This is a genomic window from Streptomyces sp. NPDC091682 (assembly GCF_044756625.1).
Lineage (GTDB): Bacteria > Actinomycetota > Actinomycetes > Streptomycetales > Streptomycetaceae > Streptomyces.
The window spans coordinates 119,470-138,557 of record NZ_JBIVTH010000001.1; the positions used below are offsets into that span (position 1 = coordinate 119,470).

17 protein-coding genes are annotated in these 19,088 nt (G+C 72.4%); 10 read left to right on the plus strand and 7 right to left on the minus strand.

Annotation, left to right across the window (positions count from 1 at the left end; translation table 11 throughout):
* The first annotated feature begins 265 nt into the window (after positions 1 to 265).
* The 3 genes from ACIQK6_RS00580 (at position 266) to ACIQK6_RS00590 (ending at position 2,920) form a co-directional block, all read left to right on the plus strand.
* Entirely contained in the window at positions 266 to 1,027 is a 762-nt protein-coding gene (locus ACIQK6_RS00580; RefSeq protein WP_402694051.1) for a class II aldolase/adducin family protein, read from the plus strand.
* A gap of 102 nt (positions 1,028 to 1,129) precedes the next feature.
* Positions 1,130 to 2,386 (plus strand): hypothetical protein, encoded by a 1,257-nt coding sequence (locus tag ACIQK6_RS00585; RefSeq protein WP_329099509.1) that lies wholly within the window; start codon positions 1,130 to 1,132, stop codon positions 2,384 to 2,386.
* Positions 2,387 to 2,404: 18 nt separating this feature from the next.
* Positions 2,405 to 2,920 carry a TQO small subunit DoxD gene (locus ACIQK6_RS00590; protein WP_329099508.1) on the plus strand — a complete coding sequence of 172 codons (516 nt, stop codon included), beginning with the start codon at positions 2,405 to 2,407 and terminating at the stop codon, positions 2,918 to 2,920.
* On the opposite strand, the gene ACIQK6_RS00595 is transcribed toward ACIQK6_RS00590, so the two are convergent.
* Together ACIQK6_RS00595 and ACIQK6_RS00600 are read right to left on the minus strand one after the other, a co-directional pair.
* Complete coding sequence (locus tag ACIQK6_RS00595; RefSeq protein ID WP_329099507.1) at positions 2,866 to 3,090, minus strand: hypothetical protein; 225 nt, start codon at positions 3,088 to 3,090, stop codon at positions 2,866 to 2,868. The two genes, ACIQK6_RS00590 and ACIQK6_RS00595, sit on opposite strands and share 55 nt — an antisense overlap.
* Entirely contained in the window at positions 3,077 to 4,414 is a 1,338-nt protein-coding gene (locus ACIQK6_RS00600; protein ID WP_329099506.1) for a PspC domain-containing protein, read from the minus strand. The genes ACIQK6_RS00595 and ACIQK6_RS00600 overlap by 14 nt, the downstream gene beginning before the upstream one ends.
* Before the next feature lie 131 nt (positions 4,415 to 4,545).
* Between ACIQK6_RS00600 and ACIQK6_RS00605 the strand changes: the two genes are divergently transcribed.
* The 4 genes from ACIQK6_RS00605 (at position 4,546) to ACIQK6_RS00620 (ending at position 8,968) form a co-directional block, all read left to right on the plus strand.
* Positions 4,546 to 5,841: a PspC domain-containing protein gene (locus ACIQK6_RS00605; protein ID WP_329099505.1), complete on the plus strand. Its 1,296-nt coding sequence runs from the start codon at positions 4,546 to 4,548 to the stop codon at positions 5,839 to 5,841.
* Positions 5,838 to 6,536: a LuxR C-terminal-related transcriptional regulator gene (locus ACIQK6_RS00610; RefSeq protein WP_382510935.1), complete on the plus strand. Its 699-nt coding sequence runs from the start codon at positions 5,838 to 5,840 to the stop codon at positions 6,534 to 6,536. Before ACIQK6_RS00605 ends, ACIQK6_RS00610 begins: the two co-directional genes overlap by 4 nt.
* A 91-nt stretch (positions 6,537 to 6,627) precedes the next feature.
* On the plus strand, positions 6,628 to 7,731 hold the full coding sequence (locus ACIQK6_RS00615) for an alpha/beta hydrolase-fold protein (protein WP_329099504.1): 1,104 nt from the start codon (positions 6,628 to 6,630) through the stop codon (positions 7,729 to 7,731).
* Between the two features lie 139 nt (positions 7,732 to 7,870).
* Positions 7,871 to 8,968: an NYN domain-containing protein gene (locus tag ACIQK6_RS00620; RefSeq protein WP_329099503.1), complete on the plus strand. Its 1,098-nt coding sequence runs from the start codon at positions 7,871 to 7,873 to the stop codon at positions 8,966 to 8,968.
* A gap of 21 nt (positions 8,969 to 8,989) precedes the next feature.
* Here ACIQK6_RS00620 and ACIQK6_RS00625 read toward each other — a convergent pair whose 3' ends face one another.
* Positions 8,990 to 10,057: an NlpC/P60 family protein gene (locus ACIQK6_RS00625; RefSeq protein WP_329099502.1), complete on the minus strand. Its 1,068-nt coding sequence runs from the start codon at positions 10,055 to 10,057 to the stop codon at positions 8,990 to 8,992.
* A 143-nt stretch (positions 10,058 to 10,200) separates the two neighbouring features.
* Complete coding sequence (locus ACIQK6_RS00630; protein WP_329099501.1) at positions 10,201 to 10,554, minus strand: hypothetical protein; 354 nt, start codon at positions 10,552 to 10,554, stop codon at positions 10,201 to 10,203.
* Between the two features lie 170 nt (positions 10,555 to 10,724).
* On the opposite strand from ACIQK6_RS00630, the gene ACIQK6_RS00635 reads away from it, so the two are divergent.
* Both ACIQK6_RS00635 and pcrA read left to right on the plus strand, forming a co-directional pair.
* Entirely contained in the window at positions 10,725 to 11,075 is a 351-nt protein-coding gene (locus ACIQK6_RS00635) for a helix-turn-helix domain-containing protein (RefSeq protein ID WP_329099500.1), read from the plus strand.
* A complete protein-coding gene (gene pcrA / locus ACIQK6_RS00640) occupies positions 11,059 to 13,581 on the plus strand; it encodes a DNA helicase PcrA (protein WP_329099499.1) in 2,523 nt (840 codons plus the stop codon). Before ACIQK6_RS00635 ends, pcrA begins: the two co-directional genes overlap by 17 nt.
* A 131-nt stretch (positions 13,582 to 13,712) precedes the next feature.
* Here the strand turns inward: pcrA and ACIQK6_RS00645 are convergent, their stop codons facing one another.
* Positions 13,713 to 15,362: a peptidoglycan DD-metalloendopeptidase family protein gene (locus ACIQK6_RS00645; protein WP_402694052.1), complete on the minus strand. Its 1,650-nt coding sequence runs from the start codon at positions 15,360 to 15,362 to the stop codon at positions 13,713 to 13,715.
* A 164-nt stretch (positions 15,363 to 15,526) separates the two neighbouring features.
* Positions 15,527 to 16,306 (minus strand): esterase/lipase family protein, encoded by a 780-nt coding sequence (locus tag ACIQK6_RS00650; RefSeq protein WP_402694053.1) that lies wholly within the window; start codon positions 16,304 to 16,306, stop codon positions 15,527 to 15,529.
* 174 nt (positions 16,307 to 16,480) lie between these two features.
* Here ACIQK6_RS00650 and ACIQK6_RS00655 point away from each other — a divergent pair, with 174 nt between their 5' ends.
* Positions 16,481 to 16,882 carry a cobalamin B12-binding domain-containing protein gene (locus ACIQK6_RS00655; RefSeq protein WP_150258834.1) on the plus strand — a complete coding sequence of 134 codons (402 nt, stop codon included), beginning with the start codon at positions 16,481 to 16,483 and terminating at the stop codon, positions 16,880 to 16,882.
* A 374-nt stretch (positions 16,883 to 17,256) separates the two neighbouring features.
* Here ACIQK6_RS00655 and ACIQK6_RS00660 read toward each other — a convergent pair whose 3' ends face one another.
* The gene (locus tag ACIQK6_RS00660; protein WP_329099497.1) at positions 17,257 to 18,840 is read right to left on the minus strand and encodes a DUF5691 domain-containing protein; all 1,584 of its coding nucleotides are present in this window, start codon (positions 18,838 to 18,840) and stop codon (positions 17,257 to 17,259) included.
* Positions 18,841 to 19,088: the final 248 nt, after the last annotated feature.

Here is a 19,088-nt window from a genome sequence, read left to right on the forward strand (position 1 = left end):
TCGATCCTGCTTCGGCAGCGGTCAGGGCTTGGCCGTGATGAGGGGTTTCGACCCCAAGTGAGAAGCCCCCTCGTGTGTGCGCGAGGGGGAGGAGTCACCGAGTGGGAGTAGTCCTTTTAGATCCCCACACGCCGCGCGCCCCCAGGGTCGCGCACCCTGCTGAAGCCGCCGCCCCCGCTGGTGCGGCGGCTTCGCCGTTCCTCTGGCCACTTGGCAGGGCCCCGGGTACCTTGCGCGGCGAACCGAGCCGTTCGAAGGAGCGCCCATGCCGGACCAGCCCCTACCCGTGCCCGTGGAGCGGCTGGGCTTCGAGATGCCGCCCGTGCACGACACCGTCGACGCGGCGCGCGCCCACCGCAAGGAGCGGCTCGCCGAGGCGCTGCGGCTGCTGGGGCGCCTCGGGTACGGGGACGGGGTGGCGGGGCAGATCACCGCGCGGGACCCGGAGTTCGAGGACTGCTACTGGGTGAACCCCTTCGGCCGGGCCTTCACCGCGCTCACCGCCGCCGACCTGCTGCTGGTCGACGGGGACGGGCGGGTGGTCCGGGGCGGGCACCGGGTCAACCAGCTGGCCTTCGCCGTGCACGCCGCGGTTCACCGCAGGCGGCCCGAGGTGGTCGCCGTGGTCCGCGCGCAGGGCCCGTACGGGCGGGCCCTCGCGGCCCTGGGCGAACTGCTGGCCCCGATCACCGAGGAGGCCTGCGCCTTCTACGAGGACCACGCGCTCCTCGACGAGTACTCCGGGGCGGACGAGCCGGAGCGGACCGCGCTCGCACTCGGCCCGTACAAGGCACTGGTCCTGCGCAACCGGGGACTGCTGACGGTGGGGGACTCGGTGGACGCCGCGGTCTGGTGGTTCATCGAGGCGGAACGGGCCGCACAGGTGCAGCTGATCGCCCGGGCCGCCGGCAAGCCGGTGCCCATCGACCACCGCGCCGCGACCTCGACCCGCGAGCGGTTCGGGTCCGATCTGGCCGCGTGGGTGAGCTACCAGCCGCTCAGAGAGCTGGTGGCGTCAACATCATGAACCGTTAATCACCTGCTCTGACATCGTGCGCAATCCGGAGCACTGCCGCAGTGGTGCACAATTCGCTGGCATTGCACCGTAGTTCAGAGAGGCGGCACGTACGTGGCTGTCCAAGAGATGTCCCGAGGTACCCACACCACCGCCTGCGCCTGCGACGAGTGCGCCCGCGAGGGCCACCGCCGCGCGGTGACGGCGTTCCTGGAGAAGCGCGACGAGTTCGCCTCCGGGCAGGGCGTGCCGGCCGCCGTGGCCCATTCGCTCGGCGCCTCCCGCCAGTGGGTCTCCGACGAGCTGACCCTGTCGGCCCGCACCGTCGCCGACCGGGGCCGGGAGGCCGGGAACTCCTGGCTGTACCTGTTCTCGCGGCGGGCCGTCCTCGCCATCTGGATCGCCGCCGGGGTCCTGCTGCTGGTGCAGGTCGCCGCCGCGCTCGGCACCGGCTGGTCCACGGCGCGCACCGCCGGGCTGCTGGCGGCCCTGGTGCTGGCCGGACTGCTCACGGTCGCGGCCCGCGCCCAGTCCGTGCGCGGCGGGCTGCTGGCCCCGCTGGTCGGGGAGGACAACCGGCTGTCCACCTCGAAGGCGGTGCCCACCGCCTGGGTGGTGCTGACGGCCTTCGCCACGCTGCTGCCCGCGCTGCGGCTGGCCGCCTCGGCGCCCGGACCCGAACGGCAGGCGCTGTACGCCGGCCTCGCGCTGGACCGGGCGCTGCCGCTGCTGGCGGTGGTCTCGCTGACCTCGGCCGTCGCGGTGCTGGTCCGCCGCGTGGTCTCCGTACGGATCATGGGCCAGCGGCTGCAGAAGCTGCCGGCCGACCGACCGCGCGGGGCGGACCTCCTGACGGACGACGCGGGCCGCGGGAGCTTCCCGGACGCGCAGTACGTCCTGGTCTCGACGGTGGTGCTCGCCTACGCGACGGCCTCGCTGGCGCGCTTCCCCGCCCGGCTGCCGCAGCTGCCCTGGGCGCTGGCCCTGCTGGTGGCCCTGTCGGCCGCCGTGTACCTGGCGGCGAAGTACGCGGAGGGCAGCCGCCCACTGGTGCTGTCGGTGGTGCGCAGACGCGAGCCCGGGGATCTGGACGCGGCCGTCCGCCCGGGGGACGACATCGAGATCCGGGGCGTGGGTTTCGTGCCGCCCGGGGCGCAGACGCCGGAGATGCTGGCCCGTCTGGTGGTACGGATCGGGGCGGTGCACGTGCACGTGCCGCTGGTCCCGGTGGCGGGCGGATTCACCAATCCTTCCGACTCCGTGCTGACCGTGCCGGTCCCGGCGGAGGTGGAGCCGGGGCGCGTCGAGATCCAGGTGGTCACGGCCGCGGGGGTGGAATCCAACCGCTGCACCATCGATGTTGCCGAGTGATCGGGGTACACATGTCGCGTGAACCGAACCGATGTTCTTGAAACCGACGCCCCTCGCGAGGTCGTGGGCCTGCGCGAGCTGGCCTCCCGGCACGCGCTGCTGCCCCTGCGGCTCTTCCTCGGCGTGACCTTCGTGTACGCCGGTCTCGACAAACTGACCGACCCGGCGTTCCTCTCCGCCTCCGGCGACGGCTCCATCGGCGACCAGATGCGCGGGGTGCGCGACACCTCCGCGATCCCCGGCCTCGTGGACCTGTCGCTGAACTCGCCCGTCGGCTTCGCCGTCGCCCTGGCCATCGGGGAGATCCTGGTCGGCCTCGGGGCCCTGGCCGGCCTGCTGACCCGCATCGCGGCCGTCGGCGGGGCGCTGATCGCGCTCAGCCTGTGGCTCACGGTGTCGTGGGCGGTGACCCCGTACTACTACGGCAACGACCTGATCTACCTGATGGCGTGGACCCCGCTGATCCTCGCCGGGGCGCCCTACCTGTCGCTGGACTCGGTGATCCGGTCGCGCCTGTCCCGGCGTACGGCGTAGGTCACCAGCCCGACGAGCGCGGCGAGGGCGAGCCCGCCCATGGTGATCGGGACGACCGCGAACCAGGGCAGGTCCGCCTCGCCGGTGCCGTCGAGCAGGTAGAGCACGCCCGCCACCACCAGGACCAGTCCCGCGATCAGCCGTCCCGGCTGGAACTCATGACGCCGCACGGGCCACCTCCACCTGTCCGAAGTCCGCACCGAGGTGCAGTTCGATCGTCCCGCCGGCCTCGGTGCCGGGAGCCGGCTCGAGGGTTTCCGTACGGTTCTGCTCCCCGGGCCCGGCCCGCTCGATGCGGCCCGCGTAGTCGCCGGGCAGTTGGATGTCGCCCGCCCGCCGGACGGTGACGTCGGCCAGCGCGGTGACCTCCCTGGGCAGGACCACCTTGAGCCGGCCAGCTTCGATGGACGCCTCGACGGCCACCTTGGTGCCCTTCGGCACGTCCAGGCGGCTCAGGTCCAGCGTGGCGAGCCCGGTGCCCGCTTCGTACACGGGCTTCACGTCGGCCACCGCGGCCGGACGCCATTCGACCTCGCGCCAGTCCGTGCTGATCTCCCGTGGCAGGACGGCCGCGCCCGCGAGCAGGCCCGCGGTGCACACGGCCAGTACGACCGTGCCGAAGCCCGTGCGTCCCAGCAGGGAGCTGACCGCGAGGCCCAGACCGAAGACGACCAGCGCGGCGGCGAGCCCGGTCTGCAGGGCCTCGCCGAGCGGATTGCCCTCCCAGGTGGCGGCGGTCCCCGCGACCCCGGCGAGCAGCGCCAGCACGAAGACCCGGCCGCCGATGCCGCCGATGCCGCTGCGCGGACGGGTCGGGGCGGCGGGCGCCTTCGCGGCCGCCGGGGTGCGGCCGGGTACCACCGGGTCCGCCGAGTCGTCGGGCCCCCACAGGTACCCCGTCCCGCCGACCGGACCGGTCGTGCCGTCCTTGACCAGCGGGTCCCGCCACCAGGACGGTCCGCCGGGGACGGGCGGAGCCTTCGTCTCCGGCGGGGCGGGCGAGTGCGCGGCCCGGGGGACGCTGCCGACCGCCTCGGGCGCCTGCGCCTCGGGCCCGCCGGTGTGCCGCTTGCGCTGCGACCAGTACGAGGCCCCGCCCAGCGCCAGGACGACCAGCACCGAGAAGGCCGCCAGCCCGCCGTTGTCCAGCATCGACAGGAACAGCGCGCAGCCCACCAGCGCGGCGAACACCGCTGCCAGCGTGGCCCCCTCGACCCGGCCGGTCAGCAGCTTCTTCGCCTCGCTGTCCTCCTCGCCCTCCAGGGGGAGCAGCAGCCACGCGAAGCCGTAGAAGATCAGACCGACGCCGCCGGTGACCGCGAGGACACCGAGGACGATGCGGAAGACCACCGGGTCCAGGTCGAAGTACCGGCCGAGGCCGCCGCACACGCCCGCGAGGACCTTGTCGCGCTTGCTGCGGCGCAGGAGCGGCCTGCCGTCGGCGGCCCGCGGGGCCCCGGACCCGGCCGGCGGGGCGTCGTGTACTTCGGTCATGGGTCCATGGTGACGGGCCGCAGGAGCGGACGGCACCGGGCCCTACCCTGGTGCAACCCTGATATCCCCCCGGTACAAGTGGGGGGATGCCCTGATGACCGGCCCCCGCCGGGCGTGTGACCCTTGGTGACATGCCCGTAGCCGCCGCTCCCCGAACCCCGCACGCACCGGACGCCGACGAGGTGCCGCAGCGCAAGCTCTACCGCAGCGCCGACGGTCGGATGCTCGGCGGTGTCGCGCGCGGTCTCGCCGGGCACCTCGGGCTTCCGGTGGGCTGGGTCCGCCTGGCGTTCCTCCTGCTGTTCATGTGGGGCGACGGGCTGGGCGTGCTGCTGTACGCCGCGTTCTGGGTCTTCGTACCGCTCGGCGTCGGCGGCCGGACCGGACACCGCTCCTTCTTCGAGACCTTCCCCGACGGCACGCGTCGGGTGCGCAAGCCCGACCGGGGGCAGATCACCGCGCTGATCGCCCTGTTCATCGGTGCCGGCATCTTCATCTCCAAGGTCCAGCTCGGCGGCGCGTCCGGCCGGTACGTGTGGCCGACGCTGCTGGTCGGGGCCGGGGTGGTGCTCGTGTGGCGGCAGGCCGACAACGCCCGCCGCGCCCACTGGTCCACGGCCGCCGAACGGCGCGGACGCCTCTTCCAGGTCGCGCGGGCCCTCGCCGGCGTCGTCCTGGTCGGGATGGGCCTGACCGTCTTCATCGTCGTACGGGGCTCCGCCGCACAGCTCGGCAACGTTCTCACCGCCACCCTCGCCGTCCTCGTCGGCGTGGCCCTGCTCGCCGGACCCTGGCTGATCCGGATGACCCAGGACCTGTCGGAGGAACGCCTGATGCGCATCCGCGCCCAGGAGCGCGCCGAGGTCGCCGCCCACGTGCACGACTCGGTGCTGCACACCCTGACCCTGATCCAGCGCAACGCGGAGGACGTCTCCGAGGTGCGCCGCCTCGCGCGGGCGCAGGAACGCGAACTGCGGAACTGGCTGTACAAGCCCGAGGGCACCGGCAAGGACGAGGCGCAGGAGCCGGCCACCCTCGCGGAGGCCGTGAAGAAGACCGCCGCCGAGGTGGAGGACCACCACGGCGTCCCCATCGAGGTCGTGGTCGTCGGTGACTGCCCGCTCGACGAGCGGCTCGCGGCACAGATCCAGGCCGCGCGCGAGGCGATGGTCAACGCCGCCAAGTACGGTGGCGAGGGCGGGCCCGTACAGGTGTACGCGGAGGTGGAGGGGCAGACCGTGTTCGTGTCCGTACGGGACCGCGGACCGGGCTTCGACATCGACGCGGTACCCGGCGACCGCATGGGCGTACGAGAATCGATCATCGGCCGGATGCAGCGCAACGGCGGGACCGCACGGCTGCGGTCCGCGCCCGACGGCGGCACGGAAGTCGAGCTGGAGATGGAGAGGGCGGCGAACACAGGATGACCGAGGCCGGGGAGAACGCAGGCGTGGGGGAGACCAGGCGCGTCCGGGTGGTGCTCGTCGACGACCACCGGATGTTCCGTACGGGGGTGCAGGCCGAGATCGGCGAGACCGACCGGACGGGCGTCGAGGTCGTCGGCGAGGCGGCCGACGTCGACCAGGCCGTCACCGTCATCACCGCCACCCGGCCCGAGGTGGTCCTGCTCGACGTGCACCTGCCCGGCGGCGGCGGCGTCGAGGTGCTGCGGCGCTGCGCCCCGCTGATGGCGGCGGCCGTGAACCCCGTGCGGTTCCTGGCGCTGTCGGTGTCGGACGCGGCCGAGGACGTCATCGGGGTCATCCGGGGCGGTGCGCGCGGGTACGTCACCAAGACCATCACCGGCACCGACCTGGTGGACTCGGTCTTCCGGGTCCAGGACGGGGACGCGGTGTTCTCGCCGCGGCTGGCGGGCTTCGTGCTCGACGCGTTCGCCTCGACGGATGCGCCGCCGGTCGACGAGGACCTGGACCGGCTCACGCAGCGCGAGCGCGAGGTGCTGCGGCTGATCGCGCGCGGGTACGCGTACAAGGAGATCGCCAAACAGCTCTTCATCTCGGTGAAGACGGTCGAGTCGCACGTCTCGGCCGTCCTGCGCAAGCTCCAGCTCTCCAACCGGCACGAGCTGACCCGCTGGGCGACGGCCCGCCGCCTGGTCTGAGCCCCGGGCAGAGGTCTGACCTGCGGTGTGACCCACGCCGCAGGCCGACCTGGCAACCGGGAGCGCGCACATCGCCCTCTAGGGTGGCGTGATGAGCTTGACCGGTACACCCTTCTTCGCGACGGTGATCGCCCTGACGGTGATCGCCGTCGTCCTTCCGCTGGCCGTGTGGAGCAAGGTGCGCGGCCCGGCCGCCGTCCGCACCATTCTGCGCGCCCTGATGGTGGTGTTCGCCCAGGTCACAGCCGTTGCCGTGGTGTTCGTCGCGGTGAACCGGGCCGAGCACTTCTATGCCTCCTGGAGCGACCTGCTAGGCACCGGCAAGTACGTCACGGCCGCCCCCGACCTCGGCCCGGACGGTCTCGGCGGCAAGAAGGTCGAAGAGGCGCCGAAGGTCAAGCAGCAGTTCCAGCCGGTGGACGGGGTCGGCGGGCGGGTTCAGAAGACCGAGCTCGACGGCAAGATCTCCGGGGTCAAGGGCGATGTCATGGTGTGGCTGCCGCCGCAGTACGACGACCCGGCCTACAAGGACAAGAAGTTCCCGGTGATCGAGCTGATACCGGGCATACCGGGCACGGGGAAGTCCTGGTTCCAGGGGCTCAAGGCGCACGAGGTGCTGGAGCCGCTGATGAAGAGCGGCAAGGTGCAGCCGTTCATCCTGGTCTCGCCGCGCGCCATGCTGCTCGGCAACGGCGACACCGGCTGCGCCAACATCCCCGGCAAGGTCAACGCGGACAGCTGGTTCAGCGTCGACGTCCGCAAGATGGTCGTCGACAACTTCCGGGCCTCGGACGAGGCCCGCACCTGGGGCGTGGCCGGCTACTCGGCCGGCGCCTACTGCGCCGCCAAGCTCGCGATCGCCCACCCCGACCGCTACAGCGCCGCCGTTTCCCTCTCCGGCTACAACGACCCGGGGCAGGAGCCCTCGTCGCTGGTCGCCAAGGACCCCGAACTGCGCAAGACGCACAACCTGAAGAACTGGCTCCAGGCCGCGCCCACCCCGCCCGCGGTGTCGCTGTGGATGTCGGGGGCCGAGCAGGACGGCTACCTGTCCGGTACGGACCTCAAGGCGATCGCCAAGAGCCCGACCGTGGTGCACGCGGAGAAGGTCGTCGGCGGGCACAACCTCGAATCGTGGTCCAAGCAGCTGCCGCAGACCTTCGGCTGGCTGAGCGGCGTGGTCAAGGCCCCGTAGCCCGCGCCCGGCCCTGCGTCCGCCGATCGGCGGACGGCCCCGCGGATCCCGCCGCCGATCTCTGCCGGTCGGCCGATGTGCCCGGCCCCCGCTGGCCGGGAGTCTGGTCCCAGGACGAAATCCAAGGGGGACCAGGGTCATGGCACATGCGGTGAACTGCAGGAACGAGCAGGTCAAGGCGGCGGTGCGCCGCCGGTGGTGGTCGGGTTGGCCCCGCTGGGCCCCGTACGCGGCGGCCGCGTGGTCCCTCGCCTACGGACTGGCCGGGCTGTACTGGGCCTTGGGCGGCGCCGGTTACCCGTTCGGGCCGGTTCCCGAGGACCGCTCGACCGGATCGATCCTCGAACCGAGCCCGGCCGCCGTCGTGAGCCCGATCATTGCCGCGCTCGGCCTCGCGGGGGCGGTCTGCGGGGTGCTCATGGCACGCCGCCCGGCGAGCGGCAGCGCCGCCCGGCGGTTCCTGCTCGGCTTCGGCTGGGCGCAGGCCCTCGCGCTCACGGTGGTGCTGCAGGACTACACGCTGATCGCCGTGGTCGCCTTCGCGCCGCTCCTGGTGGTGTTCGCCTTCACCGGGGTGCCCGGCCCGCAGGACGGCGTCGGCGACATCCTCTACTGGCACCGGGACAACCTGCTGGTCCTGTTCCTGGGCGGGGTGCTCTGGACCCTGGCCGTGCTGGCCCACCAGCGGCGCACCCGCGGACTGTGCGTGCACTGCGGGCGCGGCGGACGGGCCGCGGCCTGGACCGCGCCGGAGTCGGCGGCCCGTTGGGGGCGCAGGGCCGTAACTGTCGCCGTGCTGTCGAGCATCCCGTACGACGTGACCCGGGTGGCCTGGTTCTTCGGCTACCCGTTGGGCATTACCGACGCGTTCATGCAGGACATGCAGGACACCCCGGGCATGCTCGGGATCGGGCTGGGCCTCGCGATCGCGTCGACCGTCGGCGGCGTGCTGACCCACGGGCTGGTCGCGCGCTGGGGCGAGGTCTGGCCGCGGTGGGTGCCGTTCAAGGCGGGCCGGCCGGTCGCCCTCGCCACCGCGATCGTCCCGGCCCTGCTGGTGTCCGTGGTGCTCGTACCCGGCGGCCTCCAGATGATCCGGGGCGGGGACCAGCCCTTCGGCTGGGGGACCAACTACCCCGCGATGCTGTGGGTGCCGTGGGGCGTCGCGCTGGGCGCCGCGACCCTCGCCTACTACTTCCGTCGGCGCGGCACCTGCGGCCACTGCGCCCGGGGATGAGCGGGCCCTTCCGGGCCGGGGTCACGCGGGGCGGGAGGCGCCGGCCCAGGGCATCGAGTCGATCGGCGCGAGCCGGACCGTTGATCCGGGGCGCGGGGCGTGGATCATCTGGCCGTTGCCGACGTAGAGGCCGACGTGGGTGACCCCGGAGTAGAAGAACACCAGGTCGCCGGGGGCCAGCTGGTCGCGGGACACGCGCCGGCCGGCGTTGATCTGGGTGTAGGTGGTGCGGGGCAGGGAGACCCCGGCCGAGCGCCAGGCCGCCTGGGTCAGGCCGGAGCAGTCGAAGGACCCCGGGCCCGTCGCGCCCCAGACGTACGGCTTGCCGATCGCCCCGTGCGCGAAGGCCACGGCGCGGGCCGCGCGCGAACCGTCGGACGGGGGCGGGAGCGTGCCGCCCCGCGACGGAACGGGGACGGAGGCTGCGGGAGCGGCGGTCGGCCCGCCGGACGACTGGGCTTCGTAGGCGGCCCGTTCCTCGGCGGTGAGTCGGGCCAGCAGGTTCTTGGCGGCGGTCAGCTTCTCCTCGGCCTCCGCCTTGTGGGCGGCGAGTTCGTCCTGGCGGGTGCGAAGTTCGGCGAGGTGCCCGGTGGCCCGCTCGCGGAGCTTGCCGACCTCGTCGAGCCGGCGGCGCACGGTGGTGATCCCGGCGGCGTTGCGGTCCCCGGCGCGGGAGATGAAGGCGGCCTGGGAGAGGTACTCCTGGGGGTCGGACGCCAGCGCGAGCTGGACGGTGGTGCCCAGGGAACCGCTGCGGTACTGGGAGGCGGCGAGCGTTCCGAGCGCGCTGCGGGCGGTGTTGAGCTGGTCGGTCTTGCGGGCGGTCTCCTCGCGCAGTCCGGTCAGTGTGCGTTCGGCCTCGTCCGCCCGTTCCTTCGCCCCGTTGTACCGCTCGGTCGCCGCCTCGGCCTCCTCGTAGAGCCGGTCCACCTCCGACGTGACCTGGGCGAGGGTGGGCCGGGGGTCGGCCTGGGCGGCGCCTTCGAAGGCGGTGGCGGTGGCAGCGCCCGCGAGGGCGAGGGTGGCGGCGGTCGTCCGAACCGGGCCGCCGGAGAGCGGGCGCTGCCTGGGCTTTCGATGACTGGCCACCAGGGCCTCACGTCCTTCCTCTGTCGGTGCCTGGAGGAGGACGCTAGACCCGCAGGTAACGGGCGGATGACGAGATGACCGCAAGTGGCCCGATCCGACCGGAGCTGGCTGCAGAGGACCGGAATGGATCGTTCCGGCGTGGGTCAGTGCCAGAGAACGGCGATGAAGATGTTGATCACGGTCAGCCCGCCGACCGCGCCGAACAGGGCCTTGTCCACGTGCTCCTCGTCGCGCTTGACGTAGACGAGGCAGAGGATCACGAAGAGGACGGCCAGCTTCACGCCGACCTTGATGTTGTTGACGGGGTCCCCGGCCATCTGGTTGAAGCCGACCAGGAGCACGCCGGTGACGAGCATGGTGAGCGCGCCGTGCAGCATGGCGGGCGTGAAACGGGCGGTGCCCGCGCTCATCGCCTTCATCTGGGTCAGGAAACCGCCGAGGAGCGCGGCTATCCCGATGATGTGCAGGCCGACGAAGGCGTTGATGAGTGCGTCCATGGCGTCGAGCGTACGAGGCGGCCCGGTCGGCCGAGGAAGCGGGTCAGCTCGCCCGCGACGGCCTCCGGCCGCTCCTCCGGGGAGGTACCGGTCGCTGCCGCCGGCACGGACCGTACGGAATCTTCGAACGATTTGGCCATGTCCGTACGAGAACTGCGTACAGTGGGGTCATGCCTGCTGCCGCCGCCGAGCCGACCCACCCCGCCGTCGACCGCATCGAACTGGTCGAGGTCCTGGCGGCGCTCGGACACCCCGTCCGGCTGGAGATCGTCCGCAAGCTGTCCTCCGGCGGGGAGGCGTTCTGCGGAGAGGTCGTCCCGGACCTGCCCCGCTCCAGCGTCACGCACCACCTCAAGACGCTGCGCGAGAGCGGTGTGATCTGCCAGCGCCCGCAGGGCCGCAAGCTCTTCCTCGCGCTGCGCCGCGAGGACCTGGAGCTCCGTTTCCCCGGGCTGCTCGAACTCGTGCTGGCCTGTCGGTCCCGCCCCCTAGACTCGGAATGCGATGAGCAGCCTCTTTGACGACAGTTTCCTGGCGGACCTCACCCCCTCCGACGAGGTCCCGCCGCCGCCCGAGGACCACGCCGCCCCCGAAGCGGGCGCGGACGACCTCTTCGGGGGGCGGTTCGACGTACCCATGACCGGGGACGCGTACTACCGGGACGGCGCCCCCAGGCCCGTCATCGACCCGGCGACGCTCCTGGACGGGCTCAATGAGCAGCAGTGCGCGGCCGTGGTGCACGCGGGCTCCCCGCTGCTCATCGTGGCCGGCGCCGGCTCCGGCAAGACCCGGGTGCTGACCCACCGCATCGGACACCTGCTGTCCGCGCGGAACGTCCACCCCGGCCAGATCCTGGCGATCACCTTCACTAACAAGGCCGCCGGCGAGATGAAGGAGCGCGTCGAGGGTCTGGTCGGCCCGCGCGCGAACGCCATGTGGGTCTCCACCTTCCACAGTGCGTGCGTGCGCATCCTGCGCCGCGAGTCCAAGCGGCTCGGCTTCACGTCCTCGTTCTCGATCTACGACGCGGCCGACTCGAAGCGCCTGATGGCGCTCGTCTGCCGGGACCTGGACCTGGACCCGAAGAAGTTCCCGCCGAAGGCCTTCAACGCCAAGATCTCGAACCTGAAGAACGAGCTGATCGACGAGGAAGCCTTCGCCGACCAGGCCGTCGACGGTTTCGAGAAGACCCTGGCCCAGGCGTACGCGATGTACCAGGGGCGACTGCGCGAGGCCAACGCCCTCGACTTCGACGACATCATCATGACCACGGTCCACCTGCTCCAGGCGTTCCCGGACGTCGCCGAGCACTACCGGCGCCGCTTCCGGCACGTCCTCGTCGACGAGTACCAGGACACCAACCACGCCCAGTACACGCTGGTTCGCGAGCTGGTCGGCACCGGCTACCCGGACCTGCCCCCGGCCGAGCTGTGCGTGGTGGGTGACGCCGACCAGTCGATCTACGCCTTCCGCGGCGCGACCATCCGCAACATCCTCCAGTTCGAAGAGGACTACAAGGACGCGACGACGATCCTGCTGGAGCAGAACTACCGCTCCACGCAGACGATCCTCTCCGCGGCCAACGCGGTCATCGAGCGCAACGAGAACCGCCGCGCCAAGAACCTGTGGACCCAGGCCGGTACCGGCGCCGTCATCACCGGCTACGTCGCGGACACCGAGCACGACGAGGCCCAGTTCGTCGCCGACGAGATCGACCGGCTCACCGACGCGGGCGACGCCAAGGCGGGCGACGTCGCGATCTTCTACCGGACCAACGCGCAGTCCCGCGTGTTCGAGGAGATCTTCATCCGGGTCGGACTGCCCTACAAGGTCGTCGGCGGCGTCCGCTTCTACGAGCGCAAGGAGGTCCGCGACGTCCTCGCGTACCTGCGCGTCCTGGCGAACCCGGAGGACAACGTCCCGCTGCGGCGCATCCTGAACGTGCCCAAGCGCGGCATCGGCGAGCGCGCCGAGGCGATGATCGACGCCCTCGCGATGCGCGAGAAGATCACCTTCCCGCAGGCGCTGCGCCGCGTGGACGAGGCCTTCGGCATGGCCGCGCGCTCCACCAACGCGGTGAAGCGGTTCAACGTGCTGATGGAAGAGCTGCGCACGATCGTCGACTCGGGCGCGGGCCCGGCGGTGGTCCTGGAGGCGGTGCTGGAGCGGACGGGCTACCTCGCCGAACTCCAGGCGTCGACCGACCCGCAGGACGAGACGCGCATCGAGAACCTGCAGGAGCTCGCGGCCGTGGCGCTGGAGTTCGAGCAGGCGCGGGAGGCCGCGGCGGCCGAGGCCGCGGAGACCGGCGCCCCGGCTCCCGGGTCCGGCACCCTGGCCGAGTTCCTGGAGCAGGTCGCGCTCGTCGCGGACTCCGACCAGATCCCGGACGAGGACACCGAGGGCACGGGCGTCATCACACTGATGACCCTGCACACCGCCAAGGGCCTCGAATTCCCCGTGGTCTTCCTGACCGGCATGGAGGACGGGGTCTTCCCGCACATGCGGGCGCTGGGCCAGACCAAGGAACTCGAGGAGGAGCGCCGCCTCGCGTACGTCGGCATCACGCGGGCGCGCGAGCGGCTCTACCTGACCCGCTCCAGCATGCGCAGCGCGTGGGGCACGCCGTCGTACAACCCGCCGTCGCGGTTCCTGGAGGAGATTCCGGCGGAGTACCTCCAGTGGAAGCGGACGGGCGCGACCCAGAAGCCGGCCGGTCCGATGCGGAGTTCGGGGTACGGGTCGTCTTCTTCGGGATCGGGCAGGGCGACGTTCGGTACCTCGCCGGAGGCGTTCCTGTCCTCGTCGCGTACGAAGTCGGGTCCGTCCGGATTCGCCACGCGGCGGGCTGCCGACAAGCCGGTCATTGCCCTGGTGGTCGGGGACCGGGTCACGCACGACCAGTTCGGACTCGGCACCGTCATGGAGGTCAAGGGAGCGGGCGCGGACGCGCAGGCCACCATCGACTTCGGGGACGACAAGCCCAAGCGGCTGCTGCTGCGCTACGCGCCGGTGCAGAAGCTGTAGGACGGCGGGCGGCCGCGCGGCCTTCGGGCCGCGCGGCGATCAGGCCGGGGGAGCGTGTCGGGCCGGATGCGCAGGCCGGTCGTACCGGGCGCTCACGCCGGGCGCTTACGCCGGCCGGTCGCGCCGGTCGGTTACGTCGGGTCCAGGCCGTGGCTGCGCAGCCACGGCAGCGGGTCGATCGCGGACCCGCCGCCGGGCCGGACCTCGAAGTGGAGGTGCGGGCCGGTGGAGTTGCCGGAGTTGCCGGAGTAGGCGATGACATCGCCCGCCTTGACCTTGCCACCGCGGATCTTGGTCGAGCTGAGGTGGCAGTACCAGGTCTCGGTGCCGTCGGGCGCGGTCACTATCGCCATGTTCCCGTAGGCACTGTTGTACTGGGTGCGCACGGTGCCGTCGGTGGCCGACATGACCGGCGTCCCGTAGGAGACCGGGAAATCGATACCGGTGTGCACCGACATCCACATGCCGCCGGCCTGGCCGAAGTTGGCGCTCAGGCCGTGCTGTTGGACGGGGATGGCGAACTTGGGGCGGGCGGCCTCCTTGGCCGCGGCCTCCTCCGCCTTCTTCTTCTTTTCTTCTTCCTGGCGCTCGCGCAGGTCGATGCGCTCCTGCGTGCGGCTCGCGCGGTCGGCGAAGTCGCCCGCATCGGCGCTGAGCGCGACCATCTGGGTGTCGAGCTTGGTGTTCGCCGCGACCGGTTTCACCGAAGCCGGGTCGGGCGCGGCCATCGTGGTGGGCTCCTCGGCGGGCCGGTCCGTGCCGGTGAGGCCGCCGACGGAGGCGGCCGCGACACCCGCGACGCCCATCACACAGGCGGAGGGCACGGCGACGGTCAGCAAGGCGGAACGCTTCGCCGGGGTGCGGCGACGGCTGTTGCCGCCGCTGGTGGAGCTGCCGCTCTTGCTGCTGTTGCTCGCCTTGGCACCGGCGCCGGCCTTGCCGTTGCCCTTGGCGGCGGTCCGGCGCGCGGAGCGCGGAGCCGAGGTCACCGGCATGGCCTGGGTGGGGAGGTCGTGGACCGCGGGCACCGCGGGTGCCTCAGGCGCCTCGGGGACCTGAGGCATCTCGTCGGAGAGCACCTCGAAGACGGCGGTCTCGCTGTACGTGTCCGCTCCGGTCTCGAAACCGGCCTCGAAACCGGTCTCGAATCCGCTCTGGTTCCCGGAGTCGATGACGACTGCCTGGGTGGCTTCGTAGGCGTAGCCGACGGTGGTCGCCCCGTACGCGTACTCCTGCTGCACGGGCTCGGGCTCCGGCGCGGGCTGGTACTCGTACACGTAGGCGGCCTCGGGCTGGGCCGGGGTCTCGACGACGGTGTTCCATGCGGTGGCGTCGTAGGCGCCGGTCTCGGTGCCGGTGGTGCCGTAGCCCGGCATCGCCCAGTGTCCGGTCTGCTCGCCGGTGGTGTCGTAGCCGAAGGAGGGCTGCTGGTACTGCCCGTAGCCGGAGTAGTCCGCGCTCGGCGTGTTCCAGGCGCTCGCGTCCCAGCTCCCGGTGGTGTCCTCGAGTGCGCCCTGGGTCGGGAACGTGGACGGGTAACTGTCCTGCGAGGCCCACGCGGTGGTGTCGTACGCACCGGTGTCGTAGGAGCCGTAGGCGGCGTAGTTGACCCCCTGGCCCTGCGTTTCATAGGAAACGTAGGTCGAGTCACCAGCGAAAGCGGTGGTGGAAAGGCCGTCGTACCCGGCATCCGGGTACTGGCCCGACGTGGGGCGGTCGTTCACCAACTTCTCTTTCGCCTCGGCAGTGGGGGCCTGGGTGGCCGGGAACTCGAGGTTCACCGGAGGAGAGCAGTGGCGTGACTGTACCCGGCGGTTACTCGCCACGACAATCTTCGCCGGGTCCCCAGATCTCCGGAACCGGGCATTCGGCCGTCTTTCGGTCGTCGAAATGCGGACCCTTGGCCTTGAGTTCGAAATTAGTTCGACTGTTGGCTGCTCGTCGGCTAGGCGACGGAGGCGGTGTCCGAGCCCGTGACGGCGGCCAGACCGGGCCCTTCGAGGGTGCGCCGGACCGCCGCGATGACGGCGGGATGGATGGCTAGTGCGAGATGTCCGATACCGGTGACCTGCACGTTCTCCACACACAAATCCGGGTGTTCGATCCGCGCGGTCGCGACCGGGGTCATGATCGCGTCGAACTCGCTCCAGAACGCCACGCACCGTGTGGCACAGCCGGGCGCCGGAGCGGCGAGTTCGGTCAGCACCTCGGAGTCCGGGCGGATCTGCCGGATCAGCGGGTGCGCGTCCATGAAGGGGGCGACCCGGGTGCCGGAATGCGGGGTGCCGAGGGTGACGAGGGTCCGGACCCGCGTGTCGCCGCCGAGCCGCTGCACGTAGTACCGGCCGACGAGCCCGCCCAGGCTGTGCCCGACCAGATCCACCCGCTCCTGTCCGGTGCGCTCGCACAGCTCCTCGACGCGCCGGGCGAGATGACGGGCGGTGACGCGCAGGTCGAGGGTGAAGGGCGAGTAGTTGTACGCCTCCACGTGCCGACCTCCCGCCCCGAGGGCGCGGCGCAGCAGGACGAAGACGGACCGGTTGTCGGTGAACCCGTGGAGAAGGAGGACCGGCGGCCGTGTCGCGGGCGGGCGGGTGGTGACCTTCTCCTGGCACACTCCGGTGGGATACAGCAGGAGGTGCCCGCCGAACACCACTATCTCGAGAGCACCGGCCCGCAGCGCGGCGCCGGACAAGGGCATGGACATGGGTATGGACAGCCCCATTGACGGCCTCCCCTGAGCCTCTGCGGGATCGCGGCGCTCGCACCACCGTGCCGTGCGGCTGCCGGCACGGTGGCGCAATGCCGTCCCACGTGTGATTTCCCCCTCGTGATTGACCGCGAAACGGCGGCGTGCGCGATGCTGTACTTAACGTTCGTTCACTCGGGAGGCAGTGCGATGGGTGTGACCGGTCCGATCCGTGTGGTGGTGGCCAAGCCGGGTCTCGACGGCCACGACCGCGGGGCCAAGGTGATCGCGCGGGCGCTGCGGGACGCGGGCATGGAGGTCATCTACACCGGCCTCCACCAGACCCCCGAGCAGATCGTGGACACCGCCATCCAGGAGGACGCCGACGCGATCGGCCTCTCGATCCTCTCCGGCGCGCACAACACGCTCTTCGCGCGCGTGCTGGAACTCCTCAAGGAGCGCGACGCGGAGGACATCAAGGTCTTCGGCGGCGGCATCATCCCGGAGGACGACATCGCCCCCCTGAAGGAGAAGGGCGTGGCCGAGATCTTCACGCCGGGCGCGACGACGACCGCCATCGTGGACTGGGTCCGCGCCCACGTCCGTCAGTAGCCTCCGGCGGTTCGGCAGGGGTCGGGCGGCGTGACTGCGCCGTGCCGCGCCCCGCGAGCCGTTGCGGCGCGGGGTGTCGCGCGGAGCCCCGGCATCCGTGCGACGCCAGCAGGCGTACATGCGGCCTCGCCGGCGTTCGGGGCACGGACCCCGGATCGGAGGCCCCAGCCCTCGGTTCCTGCGGCGCGGCCCCCCGGCCGGCGCCGGACCGGGCCGTCCTTCAGGATCCGGCCGGGCCCGCTCGAGGACGCCCCGCTCGAGGACGCCCCGCTCGAGGACGTCGTTCCGTCCGGATCCCCTCCCGGCGGTAGCTGGTGGAGGGTGCACCGCACCGGACGTCCCGGGCTCGTCCGGCGAGATCCGGAAGGGACGGGCTAGGCCGGGGCCAGTTCGGCCAGCATCGCCGCGCGGAGGCGAAGGGTCGAGACGAGCCGCTGGAACGCCTCGGCCCAGTACGCGGCTGCGCCGGGAGCAGCGTCCGGCAGGTCCTCCACGGCCGTGGTCAGGGCCTCCAGCCGGCCCGCTTCTGCGGGGTCGAGGCAGCGCTCCGCGAGGCCCATCACCCCGCTGAAGCTCCACGGGTAGCTGCCGGCGTCGCGGGCGGTGTCCAGTGCGTCCACGACCGCTTGGCCCAGCGCGCCCGCCCACGGCACGACGCACACCCCGAGCAGTTGGAACGCTTCCGACAGTCCGTGGGCCCGTATGAACTCCGCCACCCACTCCGCCCGTTCCGCGTGCGGGAGGGTCTCCAGCAGCTTGGCCCGCTCCGCGAGCGAGGCCGTTCCCGGGCCCGCTGCGGGCGGCGCGGACGCCGGGCCGAGCAGGGCCCGCGACCACGGCGCGTCGCGCTGGCGCACGGCGGCCCGGCACCACGCCGCGTGCAGCTCCTCCGTCCAGCCGTCGCCCGCGGCCACCGGCAGCGCCACGATCTCCGCCGGGCCGAGCCCCCCGAACCGCTCCCGCCAGCACGACAGTGGCGCAGCCTCCACCAACTGGCCGAGCCACCAGGCACGTTCCCCGCGTCCGGCGGGCGGCCGCTTGACCACCCCGTCGCGGAGCATCCCCGCATCGCACTCGGCCGGCGGCGTCACCCCTTCGGGGCCCACGCAGGCCAGTGCGCGCTCGGCCATCCGTCCGGCCAGCGCCGAGTCCGGCAGCGCCGACAGCAATTCGGCGGCCGTGGCACGGACATTGCGGCTGCGGTCACCCAACGCCGCCTCCAGGAAGGGCTCGTCCCCCGCGGACAGCCCGACCCTCAGCGAATCGAGGAACATCAGCCGGTCCTCGGCCCGTTCGGTGGCCCAGGTCGTCATCAGCAGCCGCGGCGCGGCCGCAGCCTCGTGGGCCCGGACGGCTCCGAGCAGGGCCACCCGCTCCGCGAACAGTCCCTCCTGCCACAGCCGTTCCACCGCCGCCCGGTCCGTCACCTCCGGCAGTTCCCCGGTGCCGCCCGAACCGCCGCGCAGGGCGAACCGCCAGTCCGGATTCATCCGCGCCAGCCACAGTCCCCGCGTCCCCGCCAGGGCCAAGGCCTGCGGCCGCAGGTCCGTACGGGCCCGGGCCGCGTCCAGCAGCGCCGGTACGAGTGCGGCCGGCGAGCGGTAGCCGTGCCGCGCGGCGGCGGCCAGCCACTGGGGCAGCAGCTCCGTCAGGTCCGGGGCGGTCCCGCGCCGCCCGCCGCCGTTGACCGGGCCGCTGCGGCCGGCCAGCAGCTGCGCGAGCCTGTGGCCGGCCGCCTCCGGTGGCGCCGGCCGGGGGTCCCGGGGCGCGGGCTCTGGGCGCGGCCCGGCCTCGGCCGGGCGCAGCCCGGCCCGGCGCCGTACGGCGTGCACGGCCGCCGCGTCCAGCAGCGCCTCCGGAGAGCCCGCCGGACCCCCGCCCCGGCGCCGCTCGGTGCCCAGCAGCGCGGCGGCGACCAGCTCCTCCCACTCCCCGTACCCCTCGTCACTCTTGTCCATCGGGCCCCTCCCTAGTCCCTCGTCGTCGGTCGTCCGTCGCGTCATGGGCTCCGGTCCCGCCCCCTCCACGGGACCGGAGCTGTCGATGTCCCCGTATGCCTGCTCGCGTTCAGCTGGCGTGGTTGTCATTCATGCAAGCCCCCCGGCTCGTCGTCGTTCCGCGTGCGGAGCCCCCGGCGCCGCACGTTTCCTCGCCGCCCCCGCGTGACGGCACAGGCCCCCCCAGGCCCCCAGCGATGTGTTCTTTG